The organism is Micromonospora zhanjiangensis, assembly GCF_042650605.1.
Classification (GTDB): Bacteria; Actinomycetota; Actinomycetes; order Mycobacteriales; family Micromonosporaceae; genus Micromonospora_J; species Micromonospora_J zhanjiangensis.
In genome coordinates this window covers 1-23,560 of record NZ_JBHSBN010000041.1, presented here as the reverse complement: position 1 = coordinate 23,560, position 23,560 = coordinate 1, and the positions used below count along the sequence as shown (strand labels likewise).

Annotated in this window: 20 protein-coding genes and 1 pseudogene; 14 read left to right on the top strand and 7 right to left on the bottom strand. The window is 73.0% G+C overall.

Annotated elements, in window-relative coordinates; translation table 11 throughout:
* The first annotated feature begins 41 nt into the window (after positions 1–41).
* Positions 42–2,885, top strand: coding sequence for a glycosyl hydrolase family 95 catalytic domain-containing protein (locus ACFOX0_RS31485; RefSeq protein WP_377552830.1), 2,844 nt, complete (start codon positions 42–44; stop codon positions 2,883–2,885).
* Positions 2,886–3,132: 247 nt separating this feature from the next.
* On the opposite strand, the gene ACFOX0_RS31480 is transcribed toward ACFOX0_RS31485, so the two are convergent.
* Positions 3,133–3,771 (bottom strand): GNAT family N-acetyltransferase, encoded by a 639-nt coding sequence (locus tag ACFOX0_RS31480; protein WP_377552828.1) that lies wholly within the window; start codon positions 3,769–3,771, stop codon positions 3,133–3,135.
* Between the two features lie 71 nt (positions 3,772–3,842).
* On the opposite strand from ACFOX0_RS31480, the gene ACFOX0_RS31475 reads away from it, so the two are divergent.
* Entirely contained in the window at positions 3,843–4,283 is a 441-nt protein-coding gene (locus ACFOX0_RS31475) for a VOC family protein (protein WP_377552826.1), read from the top strand.
* A gap of 165 nt (positions 4,284–4,448) precedes the next feature.
* Entirely contained in the window at positions 4,449–5,180 is a 732-nt protein-coding gene (locus ACFOX0_RS31470) for a phosphotransferase enzyme family protein (RefSeq protein ID WP_377552824.1), read from the top strand.
* Between the two features lie 51 nt (positions 5,181–5,231).
* Here the strand turns inward: ACFOX0_RS31470 and ACFOX0_RS31465 are convergent, their stop codons facing one another.
* Together ACFOX0_RS31465 and ACFOX0_RS31460 are read right to left on the bottom strand one after the other, a co-directional pair.
* The gene (locus ACFOX0_RS31465; RefSeq protein WP_377552822.1) at positions 5,232–5,618 is read right to left on the bottom strand and encodes a hypothetical protein; all 387 of its coding nucleotides are present in this window, start codon (positions 5,616–5,618) and stop codon (positions 5,232–5,234) included.
* Positions 5,619–5,739: 121 nt separating this feature from the next.
* Positions 5,740–6,315, bottom strand: a complete 576-nt coding sequence (locus tag ACFOX0_RS31460) for an XRE family transcriptional regulator (protein WP_377552820.1) — start codon at positions 6,313–6,315, stop codon at positions 5,740–5,742.
* A 70-nt stretch (positions 6,316–6,385) separates the two neighbouring features.
* Here ACFOX0_RS31460 and ACFOX0_RS31455 point away from each other — a divergent pair.
* Positions 6,386–6,667 (top strand): annotated as a pseudogene (locus ACFOX0_RS31455) (haloacid dehalogenase); the annotation flags it as partial.
* Between the two features lie 5 nt (positions 6,668–6,672).
* Here ACFOX0_RS31455 and ACFOX0_RS31450 read toward each other — a convergent pair.
* Both ACFOX0_RS31450 and ACFOX0_RS31445 read right to left on the bottom strand, forming a co-directional pair.
* Positions 6,673–7,257: a GNAT family N-acetyltransferase gene (locus tag ACFOX0_RS31450; RefSeq protein ID WP_377552818.1), complete on the bottom strand. Its 585-nt coding sequence runs from the start codon at positions 7,255–7,257 to the stop codon at positions 6,673–6,675.
* A complete protein-coding gene (locus tag ACFOX0_RS31445; protein ID WP_377552816.1) occupies positions 7,254–8,564 on the bottom strand; it encodes a helix-turn-helix domain-containing protein in 1,311 nt (436 codons plus the stop codon). Before ACFOX0_RS31445 ends, ACFOX0_RS31450 begins: the two co-directional genes overlap by 4 nt.
* A 259-nt stretch (positions 8,565–8,823) precedes the next feature.
* Between ACFOX0_RS31445 and ACFOX0_RS31440 the strand changes: the two genes are divergently transcribed.
* Positions 8,824–8,967, top strand: a complete 144-nt coding sequence (locus ACFOX0_RS31440) for a hypothetical protein (protein WP_377552815.1) — start codon at positions 8,824–8,826, stop codon at positions 8,965–8,967.
* Positions 8,964–10,181 carry a helix-turn-helix domain-containing protein gene (locus ACFOX0_RS31435; protein WP_377552813.1) on the top strand — a complete coding sequence of 406 codons (1,218 nt, stop codon included), beginning with the start codon at positions 8,964–8,966 and terminating at the stop codon, positions 10,179–10,181. Before ACFOX0_RS31440 ends, ACFOX0_RS31435 begins: the two co-directional genes overlap by 4 nt.
* A gap of 73 nt (positions 10,182–10,254) precedes the next feature.
* On the opposite strand, the gene ACFOX0_RS31430 is transcribed toward ACFOX0_RS31435, so the two are convergent.
* Positions 10,255–11,403: a hypothetical protein gene (locus ACFOX0_RS31430; protein ID WP_377552811.1), complete on the bottom strand. Its 1,149-nt coding sequence runs from the start codon at positions 11,401–11,403 to the stop codon at positions 10,255–10,257.
* 173 nt (positions 11,404–11,576) lie between these two features.
* On the opposite strand from ACFOX0_RS31430, the gene ACFOX0_RS31425 reads away from it, so the two are divergent.
* Positions 11,577–12,398 (top strand): SGNH/GDSL hydrolase family protein, encoded by an 822-nt coding sequence (locus ACFOX0_RS31425; protein WP_377552858.1) that lies wholly within the window; start codon positions 11,577–11,579, stop codon positions 12,396–12,398.
* 37 nt (positions 12,399–12,435) lie between these two features.
* Positions 12,436–12,606, top strand: a complete 171-nt coding sequence (locus ACFOX0_RS31420; protein WP_377552809.1) for a hypothetical protein — start codon at positions 12,436–12,438, stop codon at positions 12,604–12,606.
* Positions 12,607–12,620: 14 nt separating this feature from the next.
* Here ACFOX0_RS31420 and ACFOX0_RS31415 read toward each other — a convergent pair whose 3' ends face one another.
* A complete protein-coding gene (locus tag ACFOX0_RS31415) occupies positions 12,621–12,989 on the bottom strand; it encodes an MmcQ/YjbR family DNA-binding protein (protein ID WP_377552807.1) in 369 nt (122 codons plus the stop codon).
* Between the two features lie 180 nt (positions 12,990–13,169).
* Here ACFOX0_RS31415 and ACFOX0_RS31410 point away from each other — a divergent pair, with 180 nt between their 5' ends.
* From ACFOX0_RS31410 to ACFOX0_RS31385, 6 genes are all read left to right on the top strand, one after another.
* Complete coding sequence (locus ACFOX0_RS31410; RefSeq protein WP_377552805.1) at positions 13,170–14,732, top strand: glycoside hydrolase family 43 protein; 1,563 nt, start codon at positions 13,170–13,172, stop codon at positions 14,730–14,732.
* Between the two features lie 226 nt (positions 14,733–14,958).
* Entirely contained in the window at positions 14,959–15,891 is a 933-nt protein-coding gene (locus tag ACFOX0_RS31405) for an ABC transporter ATP-binding protein (protein ID WP_377552803.1), read from the top strand.
* 27 nt (positions 15,892–15,918) lie between these two features.
* Positions 15,919–16,632, top strand: coding sequence for an ABC transporter ATP-binding protein (locus tag ACFOX0_RS31400; protein ID WP_377552801.1), 714 nt, complete (start codon positions 15,919–15,921; stop codon positions 16,630–16,632).
* Positions 16,633–16,657: 25 nt separating this feature from the next.
* Positions 16,658–19,879, top strand: a complete 3,222-nt coding sequence (locus ACFOX0_RS31395; protein ID WP_377552799.1) for an FtsX-like permease family protein — start codon at positions 16,658–16,660, stop codon at positions 19,877–19,879.
* Positions 19,876–22,728, top strand: a complete 2,853-nt coding sequence (locus ACFOX0_RS31390; protein WP_377552797.1) for an FtsX-like permease family protein — start codon at positions 19,876–19,878, stop codon at positions 22,726–22,728. Before ACFOX0_RS31395 ends, ACFOX0_RS31390 begins: the two co-directional genes overlap by 4 nt.
* Before the next feature lie 261 nt (positions 22,729–22,989).
* Positions 22,990–23,560, top strand: a 571-nt coding sequence (locus ACFOX0_RS31385; RefSeq protein WP_377552795.1) for a glycoside hydrolase family 11 protein, incomplete at its 3' end; no start/stop codon positions are given.

Genomic DNA, 23,560 nt, shown 5'->3' with positions numbered 1-23,560 from the left:
CTCACGGGTGGCTACCCAACTCGCTGCTTGGAGAGATCACGATGTCCGAAGTGACGCGACGCAGGCTTCTCGCCGCCGGGGCGGCCGGGGCGGGAGCCGTGATGCTGCCGGCCGGCTGGACCGCCCTGGCGCACGCCGACTCGGTGGCACCGCCGCAGGTGCTGGCCGCCAACGACATGGCGCTCTGGTACAACCAGTCGGCCGGGACCGACTGGCTGCGCGCACTGCCGATCGGCAACGGGCGCCTCGGCGCGATGGTCTTCGGCAACGTCGACACCGAACGACTCCAGCTCAACGAGGACACCATCTGGGCCGGCGGACCCTACGACTCCGCCAACACCCGGGGCGCGGCCGCGCTGGCCGAGATCCGCCGCCTGGTCTTCGCCGACCAGTGGAGCCAGGCGCAGAATCTGATCAACCAGGCGATGATGGGCACCCCCGGCGGACAGTTGGCCTACCAGACGGTCGGCAACCTGAAACTCGCCTTCGGCAGCGCCAGCGGCTCGTCGCAGTACAACCGCACGCTCGACCTCACCACCGCGACCACCACCACGACGTACGTGTTGAACGGGGTGCGCTACCAGCGGGAGGCGTTCGCGAGCGCGCCCGATCAGGTGATCGTCCTGCGCCTCACCGCCGACCGGGCCAACTCGATCACCTTCAGCGCCACCTTCGACAGCCCGCAGCGGACCACGGCGTCCAGCCCGGACGCCACCACGATCGGCCTGGACGGCATCTCCGGCAACATGGAGGGCGTCAACGGCTCGGTGCGCTTCCTCGCCCTGGCCGGCGCCGTCGCCACCGGGGGCACGGTCAGCAGTTCCGGCGGCACGCTGCGGGTGTCCGGCGCGACCAGCGTGACGGTGCTGATCTCGATCGGCTCCAGCTACGTCAACTACCGGACGGTCAACGGGGACTACCAGGGCATCGCGCGCACCCGGCTCGCCGCCGCCCGGACCGTCGCGTACGACGAGTTGCGCAGCCGGCACGTGACCGACTACCAGGCGCTGTTCAACCGCGTCTCGATCGACCTGGGCCGCACCTCGGCCGCCGACCAGCCCACCGACGTGCGGATCTCGCAACACGCCAGTGTGAACGACCCGCAGTTCGCGGCGCTGCTGTTCCAATTCGGCCGGTACCTGTTGATCTCCTCGTCCCGGCCGGGCACCCAGCCGGCCAACCTGCAGGGCATCTGGAACGACTCGCTCTCCCCGTCCTGGGATTCGAAGTACACGATCAACGCCAACCTGCCGATGAACTACTGGCCCACGGACACGACGAACCTGTCCGAGTGCTACCTGCCCGTCTTCGACCTGATCAAGGACCTGACGGTGACCGGGGCGCGCACCGCCCAGGCTCAGTACGGCGCGGGCGGCTGGGTCACCCACCACAACACCGACGGCTGGCGCGGCTCGTCGGTGGTGGACGGCGCGCTGTGGGGCATGTGGCAGACCGGCGGGGCGTGGCTGTCCACCCTCATCTGGGATCACTACCAGTTCACCGGGGACGTCGAGTTCCTGCGCGCCAACTACCCGGCGATGAAGGGCGCCGCCCAGTTCTTCCTCGACACCCTGGTCACCCACCCGTCGCTGGGCTACCTGGTCACCAACCCGTCGAACTCGCCGGAGCTGCCCCACCACTCCGACGCCAGCGTCTGCGCCGGCCCGACGATGGACAACCAGATCCTGCGGGACCTGTTCGAGGGCGTCGCGCGGGCCAGCGAGGTGCTCGGCGTGGACAGCGACTTCCGGACCCGGGTACGCAGCACCGCCGGCCGGCTGCCCCCGATGAAGGTCGGCTCCCGCGGCAATATCCAGGAGTGGCTGGCCGACTGGGTGGAAACCGAACGCACCCACCGGCACGTCTCCCACCTCTACGGTCTGCACCCCAGCAACCAGATCACCAAACGCGGCACGCCGCAGCTGTACGAGGCCGCCCGCAAGACCCTGGAACTGCGCGGCGACGACGGCACGGGCTGGTCGCTCGCCTGGAAAATCAACTACTGGGCCCGGTTGGAGGACGCCCCGCGCGCCCACAAGCTCTTCAAGGACCTGGTACGGACCGACCGGCTGGCGCCGAACATGTTCGACCTGCACCCGCCCTTCCAGATCGACGGCAACTTCGGTGCCACCTCCGGCATCACCGAGATGCTGCTGCAGAGCCACAACGGCGAGCTGCACCTGCTTCCGGCGCTCCCACCCGCCTGGCCGACCGGTCGGGTGGTGGGCCTGCGCGGCCGGGGCGGCTACACGGTGGGCATGGCGTGGACGAACAGCCAGGCCGACGAGTTCGTCATCCGGGCCGACCGGGCCGGCACGCTCACGATGCGCGGCCGGTTGTTCACCGGCAGCTTCGCGCTTACCGACACCACGGACGGCAGCACGCCCGCCACCACGCGGCCGGAGACCGACGTGGTGCGGCTGACCGTCCAGGCCGGCCACACGTACCGGGCGGCACGGCCCGGGGTGACGCCGTCGCCCACGCTGAGCCCCACGGTGTCGCCGACCGTCTCGGTCTCGCCGACGGACAGCCCGACCGTCGCACCCCCGACCACCACACCGCCGACCACCACCCCGCCGCCGTCCGGGGCCCGGGCGACGTACGCGGTGACGGGGTCCTGGTCGGGCGGCTTCCAGGGCGAGGTGACGGTGACCGCCGGGTCGACGCCGATCCAGGGCTGGACCGTGTCCTGGACTTTCCCGAACGGACAGACGATCACCCAGATGTGGAGCGGCACGTACACCCAGAGCGGGGCGAACGTGACGGTGAAGAACGCCTCCTACAACGGTGCGCTGCCGGCCGGCGGCTCCACCACGTTCGGCTTCATCGCCTCGGTGGGCGGCACGAACAACCCGCCGACCAACATCACCTGCACGACGACCTGAGCCGTCGGGGCGCGCGTCTCCAACCCGCCGATCCCCGGCGGAGGCGCGCACCCCGTCTCGCGTACCTGTCCGGCCCCGGCCGGATCAGGTGGTCGGCCGCCGCGGGAAAGGGAGTCTCCCGCGGCGGCCGCCCAGGTACGACGAAATGCGGCTACCGAATCGGTGCGGGCGTTCCTGGTCGCCCGGCGCCCGCACGCCCGACCGCACGCCGGTCGACTCGTACGCGGCTGAACCCGCCGCCGGGCGGTCAGCCTCCGGCGGTGTCGGCCCGCTGCCGGGGCGCGGCGTTCGCCCGCAACCGGTGCAGAAGCTCGCCCCGCAGCCCCACACAGTCCAGCGCCCAGAAGGTGTCCGAGTACACGAAGGTCCCCGTCATCCACGTCTCGTACCCGGACAGGGTGGCGACCTGGAACGCGCCGGGCGGGTAGCGCAGCGTCGGCGGACGGAATCCCAACTCCGTCGCCTCGGCGAAGCCACGCCTGCCGTAGTAGTCCGGCGCCCCCTCCAGGAACACCAGCGGTATGCCCCGACCGTCGGCCTCGGTGAGGGCCCGGGCCACGAGTCGGGTACCGATCCCCCGGCGCTGGAACTCCGGCAGTACCCCCAGCGGGGACAGCGACAGCACGTCCACGAGCCGGGGCGGGGCGTCCAACCGGCAGGCACTGAGCAGCACGTGACCGACCACCCGGTCGTCGACCGTGGCGACCAGCGACACCGGCGCCACCGGTGCCACGGCGGCGCGTAGCGTGTCGACCAGTGTCGGCACCCGCTCGCCGTCCCCGAACGCCCGCGTGTGGACCTCCCGCACCGCCTCGTGATCCTCTGCCCGCTCCGGTCGGATCACCGGTTCGCCAGCACGTCCGCGAAGATCGTCACCCGAGGTCATCGCGTCAAGCTAACGCCGAAACGATCAGGTCGCGACCCGATTAACGGCGGCCCGGCACCTATCCTCGGGACATGACAATCCAGCGCATGGACAACGTCGGGATCGTCGTCGACGACCTCGACGTCGCCGTCGCCTTCTTCACCGAACTCGGCATGGAGTTGGAGGGCCGGACGCCGATCGAGGGAAGTTGGGCGAGCAGCGTCGTCGGGCTCCGGGACATGCGCAGCGAGATCGCGATGATGCGGATCCCGGACGCACCGGGCCGGCTCGAACTGGCCACGTACCACCGACCGGCGCTGATCACCCCCGAGCCGGCGGTCTTTCCGGCGAACGCCGTGGGCCTGCACCGGGTCATGTTCGCCGTCGACGACATCGAGGACACCATCGCCCGGCTCCGCCAGTTCGGCGCCGAACTCGTCGGCGAGGTGGCCCGGTTCGAGGACAGCTTCCTGCTCTGCTACCTGCGCGGGCCGAGCGGCATCATCGTCGGGTTGGCCGAGCAGCTGAACTAGGAACCTGTCGGCCCGGCGCGGTCGCCGAGCAGCAGGGCGGCGGCCTTCACCGGCATCGTCGGAACGACCCCGGGGCACTACCGGACCAGACCCGCGGGGTGATCGCGCCGGTCCGGCCGATCACGTCTGAACGGTGCAGCCCGGAGAACTTGTAGGGTGTGGCCCGTGGGTTGGGATGCGCTCGGGCGATGGGGTGACGACGCCGTTCGCCTCGAACCGCTCGCCGGCGGCGTCGCCAACGACGTGTGGAGCGTACGCGTCGACGGGCGCCTCGCGGTCGGTCGTCTCGGCGCCAGGAGCGACGCGGATCTGGCGTGGGAGATCGCGCTCCTGCGACACCTCGACCGGGCGGGTCTGACCGTCCCGGTGCCGATCCCCACCAGGGACGGCCGGCTGTTCGCCGACGGTCTGGTGGTGATGACCTACCTGGCGGGCGGGCCGCCCGAAACGCGGGCCGACTGGCGTCGCGTGGCCGACGCGCTCCGCGAGCTGCATCGGTTGACCCGTGGCTGGCCACAGCGCCCGGGCTGGCGATCGTCGACCGGCCTCCTGCACGCCGGGACCGGAACGAGGATCGACCTCGGCGCCATGCCCACCGAGGGTGTTGCCCGCTGCCGGGCGGCGTGGGCACGGCTCGCCGGACGTCAGACCTGCGTCGTGCACGGCAACCCCAACGCCGGCAACATCCGGATGACCGCGGGTCGGGTCGGGCTGATCGACTGGGACGAGACGCACGTCGACGTGCCCGACCTCGACCTGGTGCTGCCGGACAACGCCGCCGGCCTCGCCGACGACGCGTACGACATCGCCACCCAGGCGTCGGCCGCGTGGGAGGCCGCCGTCTGCTGGGGCGACGAGTACGCGGTCAGGCGCCTCGCCGAGGTCCGCGCGGTCTGAGAACGCCCTGATGAGCAGGCGGCCACACCGGCAGGCTGTCGCCGCGCGACGTCACGGCCCGGTGTAGGTCAGCGCGTAGCCGCCGTAGGTCGGGCAGGTGCCTTCCGCCGTGACGCCGGGCGGGTTGAGGTGGCGGATCTCGACGAACCCGCCCGAACAGGCGACCCACAGCGTGGTGTCTTCCTTCTTGATGACGCAGTCCAGCCGGATCTTCGTGCCGTTGCGCGTCGCCAGGCAGCTCCCCCGGTCCGGCTCGTGCGGTGGGGGCAGCACCAGAGCCTGCACTCCGGCCTGACCCCAGGAGATCCTGAGCGGAGCGGCCGACCCGCCGGCCGGCGCGGCCGAAGCGGGAGCGGCCCAGACCGAACCGACGGCGACGGCCGTTGCGAACGCCGAGAACAACCGGACCAGGCGGCGACGGTCAGCGCGGACACGCATCGGGGTTACCTCCACGAGACGGGTAAACGGAAACGCCAGCATACATTTACTGACATCGATCTTCAATCCTGCCGCGCCCACCGTCCCTTGGAAGGACCGTTCGAAGTCCTGGCTCGCTCAATCACTGTGTCCGCTCCGCGGCGTCCCACAGGTACTCGATGTGCGCGGCGAACTGGTCGAAGATTCCATTCGGGTCGCGGCGCCGAAGATGGAGCGTCGGGCTGGCGTGTCCCAGTCGGTCGGCCAGGTGGGTCGCGACCAGGAGGTCGTCGTCAAACAGCCAGACCGACATAGCGATGTGCCGGTCGGTAACGCGAACCGCCGGCCGGGGGTCGATCCACTTTAGCTCCGACATCGTCAGGCCGATCCTTGTCGACACGGACAGCACCGACGCCTCCACCTGCTCGCGGGTCGTCGTGGTTCGTGAGTCCGTGTCGCCCAGGAGGAACCGAACGTCAACCCCGCCAGACGTCTTGGCCCGCAACACCTCGCGTATCCCCGGCACCTCGGTCCACAGGAAATACGACGTATAGCCGGCCAGCCAGATCCGCTTCCGGGCACGGGAGAGCAGATCAGCCCACAACGTTCGAGGGAGAGCGGACCTGGTCGGCCAGGCCCCGATGATTTCCCGATCATGCCCGCGCTTCACCAAGCCAGACCAGAGCATGCCCTCATCTTGCAGCGGCGCCCGAACCATCCGTGCACGTTGTCCGTATGCCGACCGGTCTCCGGTTGATCACCGCGTGCTGGGCGGGCAGGATTGCCGAGTGATCGCGAGTGTGTTCTTCGACGTGGGTGAGACGATCGTGGACGAGTCCCGGGAGTACGGCACCTGGGCGGACTGGCTGGGCGTACCGCGGCACACCTTCTCCGCCGTCTTCGGAGCGGTCATCGCTCGTGGCCTGGACTACCGGGAGGCGTTCCAGGCCTTCCGGCCGGGATTCGACCTGGCCGAGGAACGCGAGCGCAGAGCCGCAGCCGGCCAGGCGGAGCATTTCGCCGAGGAGAACCTGTACCCGGACGCTCGGCACTGCCTGGCGGCGCTGCGCGCAGATTAGCTTCCGGCATGGGCCGCATCTGCCGCGCGTGGATCCGATTCGACGTTCGTCGGCGCTTCTGGTAGCCACAGAACGAGAATTTCCATCGGTGGAATGTTGGGTGGATGGGCGACAGCGACGGGTTGCCATCCCCAGCGGTGATAGATCTGGCGAGCAGGAGCGGCGGGATTCGAGCACAGCGTTGCCAACTGTTCCGGCCGCCCGTCGATCAAGGCACCCATCAGGCGGGTGCCGACTCCTCTGCCGCGGCATGGCCTACGTACGGCAAGTTCCATCACTGCGAACTTGGTGCACCCTTTGGTCTCTGCGGGTTCCTGGTCAGCGTCCTGCCACCAATCGTCAGCGGCGAACGAGTGCCCGTAGGCGTAACCCGCCAGCTCGGTACCACTCTCCGCGACGACGACGGCGAAACCGGACCGAGCGGACTCCTCGACGAACCGTTCTGCGTAGGCAGCGACGTGTTCCTCGGTCTCGGAGTACGGCGGTTCGGAGTAGACCTCTCGGTAGAGGTCCAGGAAACGCGGACGGTAACGTCGCAGGTCGGCGGGACCGAGCCGACGCACACACAGTTGGGCATTCATCGGGCCGGCCCGGTGACCTGGAGCGCGCGAGCTTGTCCAACAACGTCACGGGCCGCCGGTGAGGTGGAGTCCCGAATCTGATGGCAGAACTCGCGTAGACGGGCCTGCGCCCGGCCCGAACGCACCTGCTTGAACAGCGGCAGCACAGGCACCACGACCTGGCAGGCACGATCCTGGTCACCTTCTGCCAGTAGCGACAAGCCGAGCCGGACGCTGTAATAGGCCCGGTTGCGCTGGAACTTCGCGCCCAGACCGTCCACTGCCGACTGCATCGCGGCGGCGGCCCGGTCGGGTCGGCCGAGGTAGTCACTGGCGGTGGCGCGACGGGCGGAAAGCTCCGCGGAATCGAAGAACGCGAGCCAGTGTGGGTCTTCCGCACCGATGTCGGGCCGGAACACGTGAAATGCACGGTGCATCGCGTTACGTGAGGCAGCGGCATCGCCCAGTTGCGCCCAGCAGACCGCCTCGCGGGCGGAGAGCAAGGCTTCCAGGCGAGGTGGCGCCCAGCCTGCGGCACGGCGTTGTGCGAGTTGGACGAGCTGGATGGCTTCGCGCGGTCGGCCCTGGTAGCGCGACAGCGTGTTCATGCTCGCGAGGGTAAGGACTTCCAGGTTGAGGTCATTGGCCAGCTGGGCGGCTCGCAGCGCTTCCCCGTAGTAGTACCGAGCCTTCTCGTAGCGACCGGCGTCGAAGTGGAGCCAGCCCGCCATCTCGGCCGTCTCGCCGTACGCGGATTGGAGCTCCCGCCCGGTCGACTCGCTGTATTCGACCTGATTGAGCAGCGCGTCCACTTTACGAAGACACCATTGGGCGGCCTGGCACACGGCCTCACCGCCGACCTGGTCGTCCAACGTGTACAGCTCGGGCACCATGAGGCGGATCTGACGCGCTCCATCGGCGGTGACATAGGCCTGAACCCCGCCGAACACCGCCGCGAACGGTGCGGCCAGCGAGGCACCAACCAGGGCCCGTCGCTTCATCGTCTCGACCTCCTCGTCCCGCTCGGTGCCCAGGCTATCCCCGGACCGGTACGAAATGGGAGCAAGGCCGGCGAGCACCCGGGGAGCGCCGAGGCCGTCAACGATCTGGCCGATGGTGCGGATGTCGAAGCACTTGCTCGTGCCACTCATCAGTCGGGAAATGTGCGCCTGCGACATGCCGGTCAGCTCGGCCAACTGTGTCTGGGATGCGCCCGTCTCGTTCACCACTGTGGACAACACGGTCCGCCAGTTCCATTGGCTCAGCGCCCGGCGCATCTCGGCGGTGAACCAGATCTGAGGCGAGATCTGCACGGTCAGCGCGGGCAATACGCGCTGATTCGAGGCACATCCAGCGCACTGCGCTCCGGCATTGTAGCGGCTCAGACGCACTCCACAATTCCCGCAAAGGCGGTCACTTCCTGACATAGGCGTCCCTTCGTGGCCGGACTCTATACGACGGTGCATAGCGCGCCCACCATCGATGTGTAGCGCTGTGTAGAGAAAGTAGTCACCGTATGCGTTGCATCGTGAGCCTAACCGATGCACTACCCCGATCCCGACCACCACCAAGGAGGTGAGACCACTCGTGCCAATCGGAATCTCGTTGATCGTGCTGGGCGGTCTGCTGCCCGGATTCCTGGTAGGACTCTTCGCGTTCCGGGTCAAGTCGCGATGGTGTCCGCGCTGCGGCGGGTCCACCGACGCGCTGCACCGGGCGGTCCGCCGATGACCACCCCGGACACCGGTGGCGCCGTCCTGCCGATCGGCCGGCGGGTGGCCCGGCTGCGGACCCGGCTCGGGATGAGTCAACAGGTCTTCGCCGACCGGGTCGGCCGGTCGACGAGCTGGGTCGACAAGGTCGAACGCGGCGTGCGGCAACTCGACCGGCTCTCGGTCATCGAGCTGGTCGCCGACGCCCTCGGGGTCACCCCGACCGTGCTGCTCGACCACGACGACCGGCGCGGACCGGCCCTCGCGGTCGCGGCCTCGGTGGAACGCGTCCGCGCGGCGCTGGCCTGCTACGACACCCCGACGGTCGGCGGTGGGCGGCCGGCGCCGGAGGAACTGGTCGGCCAGGTGGGTTACGCGTGGGCGGCGTACGCCCACGCCCAGCACCTCCAGGTGGTCACGATGCTGCCCGACCTGCTCGGTGCGGCCCGGCACGCCGCGCCGTCGACCCGCCCCGGGCCGGCCGTCGACCTGCTGGCGCGGGTGTACCGGCTCGCCGCCCAGGTGCTGGTCAAGCTCGGCGAACCGGAACTGGCCTGGCTCGCCGCCGACCGCGCGATCGCCGCCGCCGGGCACGATCCCCGCCGTACCGGCCGGGCGGTGGTCCCGCTCGCCCAGGCACTGCGCGGCCTCGACCGGGGACGGCTCGCGATGACCGCGGCCGTCACCGCCGTACACCGGCTCTGCCCGCCGCCGTCGCGCGAGCCCGCGCCGGGCGACGCGCCCCTGGCCGGCACCCTGCTGGTCCAGGCCGCGCTCGCCGCCGCGGCGTGCGGCGACGCCGGCTCCGCCCACGAGCTCACCGCCCGCGCCGCCCGGCTGGCCCAGGGGTACGGCGATCAGCCCGACGGTGGCAGCGGTGAGATCGGGTTCGGGGCCACCGTGGTCGATCTCGGTCGAGCGCTGGTCTCGCTCGAACTCGGCGAGAACGAACGGGCCGTCGCCACCCACCTCGACGTCACCGGCGGCGACGCCTGGCCCCGGCTGCCCGCCGAACACCGGGCGGCCCACCTGATCGACGTCAGTCGCGCCCACCTCAATGTCGGCGACCACCGGGCCGCCGGACACGCCCTGGTCACCGCCGACCGGCTCGCCCCGGCCGAGACCCGACTCCGCCCGGCAGCCCGGGCCGCGCTGACCGCCGTACTCCGAAGTGGCCCGCCCCGCGCGGACGTCGCGGGCCTCGCCGCCGCCGTCGGACTGGCCCCGGGATGACGGGGTCCGCTCCCGCGCCTCGGGGTGAACGCGGAAGATGTGCGGGCGCGTTCGCGGTGTCGGCGCCGATCGGTCAGGTCCGGGGTGCGTCCTGTTCCCCGGGCCCGGGGGGACGGAGGGCGGCGCAGGCGCGCGCCGCGGCGCGGTCGAGCAGCTCGGCGGCGTCGTCGGACAGGCCCCGCTCGGTCGCGGACCAGGAGATCCAGGCGTGGGCGACGTCCGGCAGCAGCCGGCTCACCACCGGATCGTCGACCTGGTCGGGCGCGAGGCCCGACAGGCCGAGGGTGACCTGGACGCGGCGCGGGCCGAGCTGCAGCGGATGACAGCCGGCGTGTCCGACGAACTGCTCGAAGAGCAGGTCGAGCGCCCGCCGGGTCGCGTAGGTCGCGGGCAGGGCGGCCGCGGCGCCGGAGGTCAGGAACGCCCGCTTCAGCAGCTCCAGCTCCACGCTGTCGGGGAACGGCTCCGCCGGCGCGGCGACGTCGCTCAGCGCGCGGGCGCGGGCCAGGGTCAGGGCCCGCATCTTCCGGTACGCCCTGGGCAGCCGCATCACCTTGTACTCCGGGTTCCCCAGCACCTCGTCCGAGGTGGCGACGGCGTCCTCGAACAGGCGCCGGGCGTACGCCGGGTCGAGCGGCTCCCCGATCAGCCCCTCGTCGCTCTTCTCGGCGTGCCGGAGGATGTCCTCCCAGGGGTCCGGGTCGAGACTGAGCGTCAGCTCCCGGAACAACCCGTCGCCGATGGTGCGGTCGATCAGGGCCAGGACGCCGTGCGCGTCGGCCCCGTCGTAGGAGAACGCGCACCGCACGAGAGCGGTCTCGCCGAACGCGTCGTGCGCCCAGTGGCAGCCGTCCACTCGTACCCGGCCGATGCGGGACGCCCAGTCCGGCTCCGGCAGCCCTTCGCCGACGAGCCGGTCGGCGTGCAGCCGGGCGAGGTCGCGTTGGGTGTCGACGGTGCTCATGGCCGCGTAGCCGCGTAACGCCGCGACCGCGGTCGGGGTACGCCGGCGGCCGAGTTCGTGGATGAGATTCGCGTCCTCCCGCAGTCCGACGTCGAGGGAGAGCGCGAAGCCCTCCGCGCTCTCGTGGGCGAGCAGTTGCGTCATGCCCTCCTCGATCCGCCAGGGCGACGGCGACCCGGCGGCCATGACGGTGAAGTTCCATTCCAGGAAGTCGGCGCCCTCGACGGCTCGCCGCACGCTGTGATCGTCACTATCCACTCGGTGATTGTGGCAGCTCGACCCTGGTCCTACCTACCCGGCAGCACGGACAATTCAGTCAGTCGGCGACGCGGTTTCGCCGACGGCGGGCGGGGGTACGGACAAACTTCACATGCTCTTCACAGCGACCGGTCGTACCGTCGCGCTGGTCGGAGGTGATCCGGGTGACCCTGATGACGGCGGTGGCACGACGGTCGGTGTTCGGTCTGGCCGCCCTGGTGGGCTGCACCTCGTGGGGTCACCAGGCGCCCCGACCGGCGACCGCGGCGCCACCCGCCGCCCCCGCCCCGGCGCCCGCCACCCCCACGCCGTCGCGGTCACCGTCGCCGGAGGCACCCGCCACCGGGGTACCGGCCGACGACGTCGTCGTCACGTTCGGCGACTCGGTGCCCGCCGGTACGGCATGCGACTGCGTACCGTTTCCCGCCCTGTACGCCCGCCAACTCTCGACCGGCGCGCGGTCGACGAACCTCGCGCGGTCCGGCCTCACCTCCGCCGACATCCGCTCCCAGGTCGAGGACCCGGCCACCGCGCAGACCATCGAGTCGGCCACCGTGATCATCCTAATGGTGGGCGCGAACGACCTCGCCGAGCTGTTCGACCACGCCCGTGACGCCGACTACCAGGCCGCCGCCGACCAGGTGGAGGCCAACGTCGGCGCGACCCTCGACCGGCTCCGGCTGCTCGACGGCGAGGACGTCCCGATCCTGGTGCTCGGCTACTGGAACGTCGTCCGGGACGGCGACGTGGCCCGCGACGCCTACGGTCCCCGCACGGCCGAGGCCGACGTGATCACCGGGTACGTCAACGAGGCCCTCCGCGACGCGGCCGCCGCCCGGTCGGCCCGGTACGTGCCCACCCTGCCGGCCCTCAAGGGCGACGACGGCAGCGGGGACCCGACCGACCTGCTCGCCGAGGACGGCGACCACCCCAACGCCCGCGGACACGCGGCGATCGCCGCGGCCGCCGTCGCGGCCCAACCGGCGTCCCATTGACCGACCCCGCTGGCGGCCCATTGCTACTTTCCGGGCCATGGAAGCCCGCGTCAGGATCCTGTACCTGATCGCCCTGCTCGCGTTGATCGTCCTCGGGGTGATCGTCAATCTGCCGGTCTGGCAAGCCGCACTGGTGGGGTGCGCGGTCATGCTGCCGGTCGCCGCCATCGACCTGTGGACCACGCGACGGCGGCGGGCTCAGGGTTGACCAGCCCCGGGCGCTCAGCCGGCAGATGGTTCGTCGACGAGGGCGTCCGGTGCCCGCATCCGCCAGGCGTCGGTGACCAGTTCGGTCAGCCGGGCGACGTCCACCCTCGGCAGCCGCAGCATCACCAGCGGCAGCCCGTCGTAGCCGGGCGTGGTGAAGAACAGGTCTGGCTCGCCGAGCACCAGCGCCTGCTTCTCGGCCTCGTCGCCGACGTACAGCACCGCGATGTCGGTGCGGATCACGCGTGGCTTGCCGGGTCGGCGCTCCGGGTAGGACCAGACGAATCCCTTGTCGGCCACCCGGAAGTCGAAGCCGTCACTGTCGATCTCCACCACGTGCGGCAGCGCCAGCGCCAGCCGCCGCACGTCGTCCGCGTCAGCCATCGGGATTCCACCGGGACACCTCGTTCCGCATCCCGACAGGCTAAACGGTGCCTGTGACGTACGGCCGTCCCAGGCTGCGCTCGATCTGCCTTCCGGGGTGGTCGCCCGACACTCCCACTAAGCGACGACAATCGATATGATGTCGGCGGATCGCAAGCGGAGATCGACTTCGGGGGACGCGTGGCGGACGTGACCGGCGGCTACCGCAATCCCGTGCTGCCCGGGTTCCACCCCGATCCCAGCGTGTGCCGGGTCGGCGAGGACTACTACCTCGTCTGTTCGAGCTTCGAGTACGTCCCCGGCGTACCGATCTTCCACAGCCGCGACCTGGTCGCCTGGCGGCAGATCGGCAACGTGCTCGACCGGCCCGGCCAGCTGGAGCTGCCGGCGGACACCGACGCCTCGTGCGGCATCTTCGCCCCCACCATCCGGCACCACGACGGCCGGTTCTGGGTGGTCACCACCAACGTCTCGATCGGCCGGCACCTGATCGTCACCGCCACCGACCCGGCCGGACCGTGGTCGGATCCCGTTCACCTCGACCTGCCGCACGTGGACCCCTCGCTGGCCTGGGACGACAACGGGGACTGCTGGTTGACCACGTCCGGGGTGGACGCCTACCGGATCGACCCGGCGACGGGCACCGTCCTGGAAGGCCCGCTGCCGATGTGGTCCGGCACCGGCGGGCAGTACCCCGAGGCGCCGCACCTCTACCGGGTCGGGGACTGGTGGTATCTGCTGGTCTCCGAGGGCGGCACGCACACCGGTCACGCCGTCTCGATCGCCCGGGCCCGCAGCCCGCGCGGCCCGTTCGAGCCCGGCCCGGGCAACCCGTTCCTCACCCACCGGTCCACGGACCGGCCCGTGCAGGCCACCGGGCACGCCGATCTGGTGCAGGCCGTGGACGGCGGCTGGTGGATGATCCTGCTCGGCATCCGGGCCAAGGGCCAGTGGCCGCCGTACCACGTGCTCGGCCGGGAGACGTTTCTCGTTCCGGTGCGCTGGGTGGACGGCTGGCCGGTCGTCGACCCGGTCGAGGAACTCACCGCCGTGCCCGCCGGCAGCGGTCCGGTCGAGGTGCCCACCGCGCCGTGGGTCCGGCGGGACGACTTCGACGAGCCGCGCCTCGCACCGGAGTGGATCTCCCCGCGTGGCCGGCCGGACACCGCCTGGTCGCTGACCGACCGGCCCGGCTGGCTCACCCTGCACGCCGCCGGGTCGAGCCTCGACCGGGCCGGCGCCACCCTCGTCGGCCGCCGCCAGCAGCACCACGACTGCCGGGCCGGCGTGCTGGTCGACGCCGGGACCGGCCGCGCCGGCCTGACCGTCCGCATCGACGAGGCACACCACTACGACATCGAGGTGTCCGGCGACACCGTCCGCGTCGTCGGCCGGGTGGGGCCGTTCCGCCAGGTCTTCGCCGAGCACCGGGTGGCCGCCGGGCCGGTCGTCCTGACCGTCGCCACCCGGACGCACGACCTGCTCCCGCCCACCGTGACGTCCGCCGCGCAGGCGTCGGCGCCGGGGGCGCCGTTCGGCGTACGGCCCGCCGGCTGCGACGTGGTGAGCTTCGAGGTGGCCGCCGACGGCGCGTCGGTCGTGCTCGCCGAACTCGACGGTCGTTACCTGTCCACCGAGGTCGCCGCCGGGTTCACCGGCCGGGTCATCGGCATGTACGTCACCGAGGGCAGCGCCGCCTTCGACTGGTTCGAGTACCGGGCCGAGCCCTCGCCCGACGCCTGACGGTCCGGCCCGGGATGACCGCGGTCCCGGATCGTCGCCACGACCACCCGCGATCCATCAGATGCGTACGTCCAGAAATGGGGACAACCACCCTCCCCGAACGGGGACGCCCGACCGAATCATCTTATGAATCAACCGGTTCGGCGCTCGGTCGGTCTTGACGGCGGCGCGTGGGAGAACGATAAGGTTTCTTGCCCGGTCGGCGCCCGCCGGGTGGAGGAGAGCCATGTCCACCATCCCGCTGTCCCTGCCGCAGCCCCCCGCGCGGGCACCGGAGTTCGGCCGGGACGCGCTGATCGTCTGCGAGAGCCTGGTCCGGATCTACCAGTCCGGCTCGGTCGAGGTGCAGGCGCTGCAGGGGTTGGACCTGGTGGTCGACGGCGGCGAGATGATCGCCGTGGTCGGCGCGTCCGGCTCGGGCAAGTCGACGTTGCTGTCCATCCTGGCCGGGATCGACGCCCCGACGGCGGGTCGGGCCCGCGTCGACCGGTGGGACCTGCTGACGATGTCCCGCGCCGACCGGGTGCGCTACCGGCGGCACACCGTCGGGTTCGTCCGGCAGCAGACGACCGCCAATCTGCTGCCGTACCTGACCGCGGGACAGATGGTCGACCTGCCGATGACCGCGGCCCGGGTGCCGGCCCGGACCCGGCGGGCCCGTACCGGTGAGCTGCTGGCCGCCCTCGGGGTGGCCGACTGCGCCGACCGGCGTCCGACCCAGCTGTCCGGTGGGCAGCAGATGCGGGTGGCCATCGCGGCGGCGCTGGCCAACACGCCGCGCGTCCTGCTGGCCGACGAGCCGACGGGGGAACTGGACACCGCCACCTCGGCGGAGGTCTTCGAGGCGTTGCGGACCGTCAACCAGCGACTCGGCGTCACCGTCGTCGTGGTGACCCACGATCCCGAGGTCAGCGGGCAGGTCCAGCGGACCGTGGCGATCCGCGACGGGCGGACCAGCAGTGAGGTGTTGCGCCGGACCGCCACCGACGACGACGGGGGGACCCACGTGATCGCCGAGGAGTACGCCGTGATGGACCGGGCCGGGCGGGTCCAGGTGCCGCGCGAGTACCGCGAGGCGCTGGCGCTGACCAGACGGGTCCGGTTGGCCCTGGAAGCCGACCACGTCACCATCCGCCCGGACACCGGCGGAACGCCGTGACCCGCGCGTCGACCGTGGATGGTCGCCGTGTCCGACGGTGACGACAAGGAACCGACGGGCCCGGCCGGCGCTCCGCTGCTGCGGGTGCGCGACGTGCACCGGCGGTTCGGCAGCGGGACCGCCACCGTGCACGCCCTGCGGGGCGTGTCGTTCGACGTCGCCGCCGGCACCATGGTCGCCCTCGTCGGCCGGTCCGGTTCCGGGAAGACCACCCTGCTCAACGTCGTCGGTGGTTTGGACCGCCCGGACGCCGGCAGCCTCCACGTCGACGGCACCGACGTCACGGCGCTGGACGAGGACGGCCTGTCCCGGTTGCGGCGCGGCCGGGTCGCCTACGTTTTCCAGACGTTCGGCCTGATCCCGGTGCTGTCGGCCGCGGAGAACGTCGGCGCCCCGTTGCGGCTGGCCCGGCTGCCGTCGGCCGAACGCGAGCGCCGCGTCGAGTTGCTGCTGGAACTGGTGGGCCTGGCCGACCACGCCCGGCAGCGGCCGGCGGAGCTGTCCGGCGGGCAGCAGCAGCGGGTGGCGATCGCCCGTGCCCTGGCCGCCTCGCCGCGGTTGCTGATCGCCGACGAGCCGACCGGCCAGCTGGACGCCGAGACGGGCCTGTCGGTGATGGCGTTGCTGCGTGGAGTGGTGGAGTCCGAGGGCGTCACGGCGCTGGTGTCCACGCACGATCCGGTGATGATGGCCCTCGCGGACCGGGTGATCCGGATCAGTGACGGCCGGGTGGACGGGTGAGGCCCGTGGCTGTCCGGGGCGGACCGTGCTGAGGCTGCTGGTTCGTCGGGCCCGGGTGCAGTGGCCGATGCTGGCGGCACTGCTGGTGGTCGTCACGATCGGCGCCACCCTGCTGGGCACCTGCGCGCTGCTGGTGGACCGCACCGCCGACCGGGCCGTTCGGGTCGCCGTGTCCCGGGCCGATCCCGGGGACGTCGAGGTCACCGCGTACACGGTCACCGTCCGTGGTCCGGACGCGCGGTCCGTCGTCGCGGACACCCGGGGCGTGCTGACCTCGACCCTCGCCCCGTTCACGGCGACGACGGCGGCGCGCGGTTCGTCCGCGATGCGGTCGCTGCCGGGCCGGCCGGACGGCGTACCGGCCGAGGCGTACCTGTCCGGGGTGGAGGATCTGCCGGACCGGGCGGTGCTGGCCGCCGGGCGGTGGCCACGCGCCGCGACCGGCACCGGGACTCCGGCCGCGCCGCACGAGGCCGTGGTGCTCGAACCGACCGCGCGGCAGCTCGGGCTCGCCCCCGGCAGCCGCGTGCACCTGGGACCGGAGCTGTCCGGTGGCCCGGTGGCCCCCGCCGCCGCGGTCGACGTGGTCGTCGTCGGGGTCGTGCGTCCACTGCCGAACGCCGGCTGGGACCGGGACCCGCTCGGCGCCGCGGGCTACGACCTCGCCTTCGGTGACGGCCGCTCCGCGGAACCGGTCCACGCCTACGGTCCGTTCGTCGTCGATGTCGCCGACCTGCTCGCCGGTGGCTCCACCGTCGACCGGTTGGAGATCACCGCCCGTCCCGACCTGTCTGCCGTCACCTTCCGGGAGCTCGACACCGTCGCCGCGGCGGTGCGCACCGCGGATCCCCGGCTGACCCGTGCCGTCGGCGACCGGGTGCAGATCGGCCGCGTCGCCTCCCGGCTGCCGTCGACCCTGCGGGCCGCCGAGGTGCAGCAGCGGATCACCACCGCCACAGTGCTCGCGGTCGCGCTGCTCGGTGGCGTCCTGACCGCGGCGGCGCTGGCCCTGGCCGGCCGGCTCACCGCCGGGGTACGCGCCGACGAGACCACCCTGCTGTCCGCCCTGGGCCTCAGCCGCGGCCAGTTCGCCACCGCCGCGATGGTCGAGGCCGGCGCGCTCGCCGGCCTCGCCGCCGCGCTGGCGATCCCCGCCTCGGCCGTCCTGCACGCCGGCCTGACCCGCATGCCGCCACTGGTGGGCGCCGGTCTCGCCGACCGGCCGACGGTGACCGGCGGCCAACTGCTCGCGGTGGCCGGTGGCGCGCTGGCGCTCGCCGCGGTGCTCGTCGTCCGCGCGGCCCGGCCGGCCGGTACGGTCGCGGACCGTCGCCACCGGTGGGAACCACTGGCCCGGTCCGGTGCCGACCTGCTGCTCGCGGCGTTCGCCGCCGTCGGTTGGTGGCAACTGCGCGCCCAGCCCGCCGGCGCCGACGCGCGCACCGACACGGTCCGGCTGCTCGCGCCCGCGCTGCTGCTCACCGCGGGCGCCGCGGTGGCACTGCGCCTGGTGCCGCCCGCGCTGCGGGTCGCCGAACGGCTGGCCCGCCGGGCCCGTGGGCTGGTGCTGCCGCTGGCCGCGTTCGAGGCCGCCCGGCGGCCGCAGACGGTCGCCGCGGGCCTGTTGATCGGTCTGGCCTGCGCGGCCGGGACGTTCGGGGTGGCCCTGGACGCCACCGTGGAACGTTCGCAGCACGACCAGGCCGACCTGGCCGTCGGCGGTGACCTCGCGGTCACCCTCGCCGCCCCGCCCGCCGCCGGACAGGGCGTGACCGTCAGCGCGGCCACCGGCGGCGTGGTGAGCCCGGTCACCGACCGGGGCATCGCCGTCGGGCAGTGGCTCGGCGGCGGTGACGACCCGCCACGGCTGGTCGCGGTGGACACCACCCGGTCCGCGAGCCTGCTGCACGGCCGGCTGGACGACGGTCGTGGTTGGCCGGAGGTGACCGCGACCCTCGCGCCGCCGACCCGCGTCACCGGAGTCCCCGTCCCGGTCGACGCGGTGCTCACCCTGACCGGGACGGCGACCGGCGCGTTCCCGCTCACCGTTACCCCTCGGCTGATGTTGCAGGACGCCACCGGCCTGCGGACGTTCTGCGCCGGCGCACCGCTGCCCCTGGACGGAAGGCCGTACCCGTTGCCGGCCTGCGCGACGGCCGACGGGCTCCGGCTGGTGGCGGTGGCCCTGCCGGTGCAGGTCGACTTCGCCGACGTCGCCCCCGATGCCGCGCCCGGCGTCGAGCCCAGTCGGGTCGCCGTCACGCTCACCGTGCCACCGGTGGCCGACCCCGCCGGCCCGGCGGCCGGGTCGCCGTGGACGGCCACCTCCGCCCCGCCCGCACCCGGGACGCTCTCCGGTCCGGCCGTCACCGTGACCCGCGCCCCGGCCGGCACCCGGCTGACGATGACGGCGGGGGTGCGGCTCACCGGCGCCCAGGAGGCGGCGCGTACGCTCGTCGCCACCGCCTTCCCGGCCGCCGGACCGGTGCCGGTGGCCGTCTCGGCGCGGTTCGCCGACGAGTTGGGGCTCGGGCGCGGCTCCGGGCTCAGTCTCACCCTGGGCACCACAGCCGTTCCGGTCCGGATCGTCGAGGTGGTGCCCTCCGTACCGTCCGCGCCCGGCGCGGCCGCCGTGCTGGCGGACCTGGACACCCTGTGCCGCGGCCTGGCCGCCAGCGGCGACCTGACGTGCCCGGTGGACGCCTGGTGGGTGGGCCGGCCCGACCGGGCCGACGCCGTCGAACGCGTCGCCGCCCTGCACCTGGGCACGATCGTCACCCGCGCCGGTGAGACCGCCCGGCACACCGATGGTCCGCTCGGTGCCGGGCTGCCGGCCGCGCTGCGGCTGCTGGTGGCCGCGGCGGCCCTGCTGCTGCTCGCCGGTGTCGCCCTGCACGTGACCTGCGACCTGCTGATCCGCGGTCGCGAGGTGGCGCGGCTACGGGCGCTGGGGATGACCCGCCGCGAGGTCCGCGCCGTCCTGCTCGGTCAACACGTCGGCGTCCTGCTGCCGCTGCTCGCCGCGGGTGCGGTCGTCGGCGCGCTCGCCACCCGATTCGTCGCGCCCCTGCTGGTCCGCTCGGACACCGGGGCGGCACCGGTGCCGCCCGCCCTGCCCCGGTGGCCGTGGGCCGTCGAGGCGGGCCTGCTGGCCGTGCTGCTGGTCGGCAGCGCGCTCGCCGTGGTGGTCGGGGTCACCGTCCGGGCCCGCCGCGCGGACGCCGCCCACCTGAGGGAGTCGTCGTGAGCCGGTCCACCGTGGACTCCCCCGCCGCCGGCCGGTCCACCCCGGCGGCCGATCCCGCGAACCGGTCCACCGCGCGTCGGGTCCGGTGGCCGCGGTGGGCGCCGGCCCCGCACTGGCCCAGCGTCCGCGGTCGGGCCCGCGCCGACGCCGGGCCGCTGCTGCTGACCGCCGTCGTGGTCGCGGTCGTCACGATGCTCGCCGCCGCCGTACCGCCACGGCTGCGGGCCACCGCCGACGAGGCCGTCCGGGACGCGCTGCGCGGGTCCGGCGGCGCCGCCGACCTGCTGGTCCAGGCTGCACTGGAGGGCGACGACGGGGAGCACGGCGGGCGTACCCGCAACCCGCTCCTGGCCGATGACGTGACCGCCTTCCGCGACCGGGCCGCGGAGGCGCTCGGGCCGGTGCTGGGTCACGTGGTCCGGCCGCCGGTCGCCACCGTCACCAGCACCGTCCTGAAGGTCGCCGACGGGAGTGTGCAGCGCGCCCTTCAACTGGCCTACCTGGCCGGCGGTCCCGGCGCGGACGACGGTCCACGCGTGACCTGGATCGCGGGCGGCGCCCCGGGGGCGAGCGTCGCGCCGCTGGACGAGCGCATAGAGGTCCCCCCGCGGGGGCCGCCCTGGCCGGTGCAGATCGGCCTGTCCGAGGCGAACGCCGACGCCCTGGGGGTACGCCCCGGCGACCGGATCCCCCTCCGGGACGATCGTTCGAACGCCAGGGAGGTCCGGGTCAGCGGCGTCTTCCGGGCGGTGGACGACACCGATCCCGGCTGGCGGTCCGTCCCCGGGTTGCTGCGCCCGGCCGCCGGCGTCGACGGTCTGGGCAGCAACCGGTTCGCCGGACTGCTGTCGCGCGGCTCCCTGCCCGACGCCCGGCTCGCCGTCGACCAGGACCAACTGCAACGTACCGTCTGGTTCACCCCGGACCCGACCGCGTTCGACTCCGGGTCCGCCGGGGCGATCGCCGCCGCCGTGGTCAACCTGAAGGCCCGGTCCGGTTCCTCCAGCCGCCTGGACGGCTCGCTGAAATGGCAGACCGGCCTCGACACCGTGCTGCGTGACGTCCGGGCCCAGGTGGCCACCGCGTCGACGCAGGCGTCCGTCCTGCTGATCGGCTTCCTGACCGTCGCCGTACTGGTCCTGCTGCTCACCGCCGACGCGGTGAACCGCCGCCGCGTACCGGCGCTGGCCGCCGCCCGGCAACGCGGCGCGGCGCTGCCCGACATCGGCGCCGAGCTGCTGATCGAGTCGGTGGCGGTGGCGGTGGTCGCCGCCGCGGTGGGGCTGGCCGCGGCCCGTACGGTCGCTCCGGGTGCCGCCTGGGGATGGACGCTGCCGGTGCTGCTCACCGTGGCCGGCGCCGGGCCGGTTCTCGGCGTCCGCACCGCCGCCGACGCCACCCGCGCCCGGGCCGTCCCGGCCAACCGGGCCACACGCGCCTGGGCCCGGCGCACCGGCCAGTTGCGGCGCGCCGCCGCCGAGGTGGCGCTCCTGATCGCGGCGGTCGCCGCCTTCGTCGCCCTGCACCAGCGCGGCCTCCTGCCGGCCGCCGACGATACGGCAGGTCCGGGGTCCGGCCAGGACGGTGGCGCGACGCTACCCGCGAGCGCACCCACCCTGGCCGTGCTCGTCGCGTCGCTCGTCCTGCTGCGGCTGCTGCCCGCCGCGGTCGACGTCGCCCTGGCGCGGGCCCTGCGCTCGCGCCGCCCGTTGGCGGTCTTCGGTGCCGCCCGCGCCGCCGCCACCGCCGGGCGGATGCTGCCGCTGCTGGTCCTGGTGACCGCGGCCGCGCTGGCCGGGTTCGCGGTCACCGTCCGCGCCACGGCCGAGCGGGGCCTGTCGGACGGCGCCTGGCGCACCGTCGGCGCCGACGCCCGCGTCGAGGTCGCGCCCGCCGCCGAGGCGTCCACGCCCGAGCTCGCGCGGCGCATCGCCGCCGCACCGGGCGTCCGGCGGGCCGTCGCCGGCCGGGTCACCGACGGGGTACGCGTGCGCGCCGCCGGAACCGTCGTCCGGCCGCGCCTGGTCGTGGTGGACGCGGTCGCGTTCCGGCGGCTGCGGTCCGGCACGCCGTTGCCGGACGAGCCGGCGCTCGATCGGCTCCCGGCGCGCGGATCCGGTGACGTACCGGTGCTGGTGGGCTCGGACGACGGCGGCCTGCGGCCGGGCATGGCGCTGGACCTGCTGCGCGACGCCGCGCCCGCCGTCCGGCTCGTCGCGGTCGGTACGGCAGCCGCGATCGGCCTCACCGGCGACGTCGTCCTCGTCGACGCCGCGACCGTGGCCGCCGCCGGAATCCCCACCGACCCGAACACGGTCTGGGTGACCGGTCCCGGGTCGGCGCGCGCCGTCACCGCGAACGCCGTGGCCGGGGACACCGTGCTGCGCGCGGACGTGCTGCGGGACCGCCGGGCGGCGCCGTTGACGTCGGGACTGCTGTGGCTGACGTTCGTCACCGCTGCGGCCCTGCTGGCGCTGGGGTCGCTGGGGCTCGTCGTCGGTACGACCGCCGCCGCGCCGGACCGGTGGCAGACCGTGACCCGGCTGCGCACCCTGGGCCTGCGGCCACGGGACACCCGCTGGATCGTCGCGGGTGAGCTGCTGCCGCCGGTGGCCGTCGCCGCGCTGGGCGGCCCGCTGCTGGGGGCGTCGCTCGCCTGGCTGACCCTGGACCCGCTCGGGCTGCGGGTGCTCACCGGGCAGACCACCGGTCCGGCGCCGGCCCTGCCGTGGTGGGGACTCGCGCTGGTGGCGGGCGTGCCGCTGGTGACGGTCGCCGTGGTGGTGCCCGTGGAGTCGGCGCTGCGGCGCCGCCGGCGGTTGAGCGAGGTGCTCCGGATCGCGACGTAGCCTCCGGATTCGGAAACTTCCGGAAGTTGTTGACAGTCCGGCAGAGCCGGACCGAGACTGGCGCCATCGATGGATTTCGACCATCGTCGATCCGGGCCCCCGCCGCGAGGCGGTCCTCCGGTTGTCGGCCGCGCGACGACCGGATCACACCTCCACCGCCTGTCGACGCCGCTGCACCGTGCCGTCGGCCGGCCGCCGACACGCTGTCGGACCGCGCCCGCCCGGCGCTCCGGCCAGCCCATCCGAAGAGGAAACACACCGATGAACGACGTTCCCGCCCCGCCGACGGGCCGCGGCCGCGGCCGACTCCGGTTACTGCTCACCGGTGCCTGCGCGGTCGCGCTGGTAGCGGCCGCGACGGTGCTGCCCGGCACCGCGTACGCGGCCGTCACGACGAACCAGACCGGCACGAACAACGGCTACTTCTACTCGTTCTGGACCGACAGCCAGGGCACGGTCTCGATGAACCTGGGCTCCGGCGGCAACTACAGCACCTCCTGGGGTGGTACCAACAACTTCGTCGCCGGCAAGGGCTGGAACCCGGGTGGGCGGCGTACCGTGAACTACTCCGGCAGCTTCAACACGTCCGGCAACGCCTATCTCGCCCTCTACGGCTGGACCCGCAACCCGCTCGTCGAGTACTACGTCGTCGACAACTGGGGGAACTACCGGCCCACCGGCACGTACAAGGGCACCGTCACCAGTGACGGCGGCACGTACGACATCTACCAGACCACCCGCTACAACGCCCCCTCGATCGAGGGCACCAAGACGTTCAACCAGTACTGGAGCGTCCGACAGTCGAAGAAGACCGGCGGCACCATCACCACCG

Excerpts from the sequence above, each read along its gene's own strand:
- ACFOX0_RS31415 (WP_377552807.1), bottom strand. The coding sequence starts at position 12,989 with ATGGCTGACGCGGACGACGTGCGGCGGCTGGCGCTGGCGCTGCCGCAC.
- ACFOX0_RS31485 (WP_377552830.1), top strand. The coding sequence starts at position 42 with ATGTCCGAAGTGACGCGACGCAGGCTTCTCGCCGCCGGGGCGGCCGGG.
- ACFOX0_RS31480 (WP_377552828.1), bottom strand. The coding sequence starts at position 3,771 with ATGACCTCGGGTGACGATCTTCGCGGACGTGCTGGCGAACCGGTGATC.
- ACFOX0_RS31420 (WP_377552809.1), top strand. The coding sequence starts at position 12,436 with ATGGAAGCCCGCGTCAGGATCCTGTACCTGATCGCCCTGCTCGCGTTG.
- ACFOX0_RS31450 (WP_377552818.1), bottom strand. The coding sequence starts at position 7,257 with ATGAATGCCCAACTGTGTGTGCGTCGGCTCGGTCCCGCCGACCTGCGA.
- ACFOX0_RS31465 (WP_377552822.1), bottom strand. The coding sequence starts at position 5,618 with ATGCGTGTCCGCGCTGACCGTCGCCGCCTGGTCCGGTTGTTCTCGGCG.
- ACFOX0_RS31435 (WP_377552813.1), top strand. The coding sequence starts at position 8,964 with ATGACCACCCCGGACACCGGTGGCGCCGTCCTGCCGATCGGCCGGCGG.
- ACFOX0_RS31425 (WP_377552858.1), top strand. The coding sequence starts at position 11,577 with ATGACGGCGGTGGCACGACGGTCGGTGTTCGGTCTGGCCGCCCTGGTG.
- ACFOX0_RS31475 (WP_377552826.1), top strand. The coding sequence starts at position 3,843 with ATGACAATCCAGCGCATGGACAACGTCGGGATCGTCGTCGACGACCTC.
- ACFOX0_RS31405 (WP_377552803.1), top strand. The coding sequence starts at position 14,959 with ATGTCCACCATCCCGCTGTCCCTGCCGCAGCCCCCCGCGCGGGCACCG.
- ACFOX0_RS31460 (WP_377552820.1), bottom strand. The coding sequence starts at position 6,315 with ATGGTTCGGGCGCCGCTGCAAGATGAGGGCATGCTCTGGTCTGGCTTG.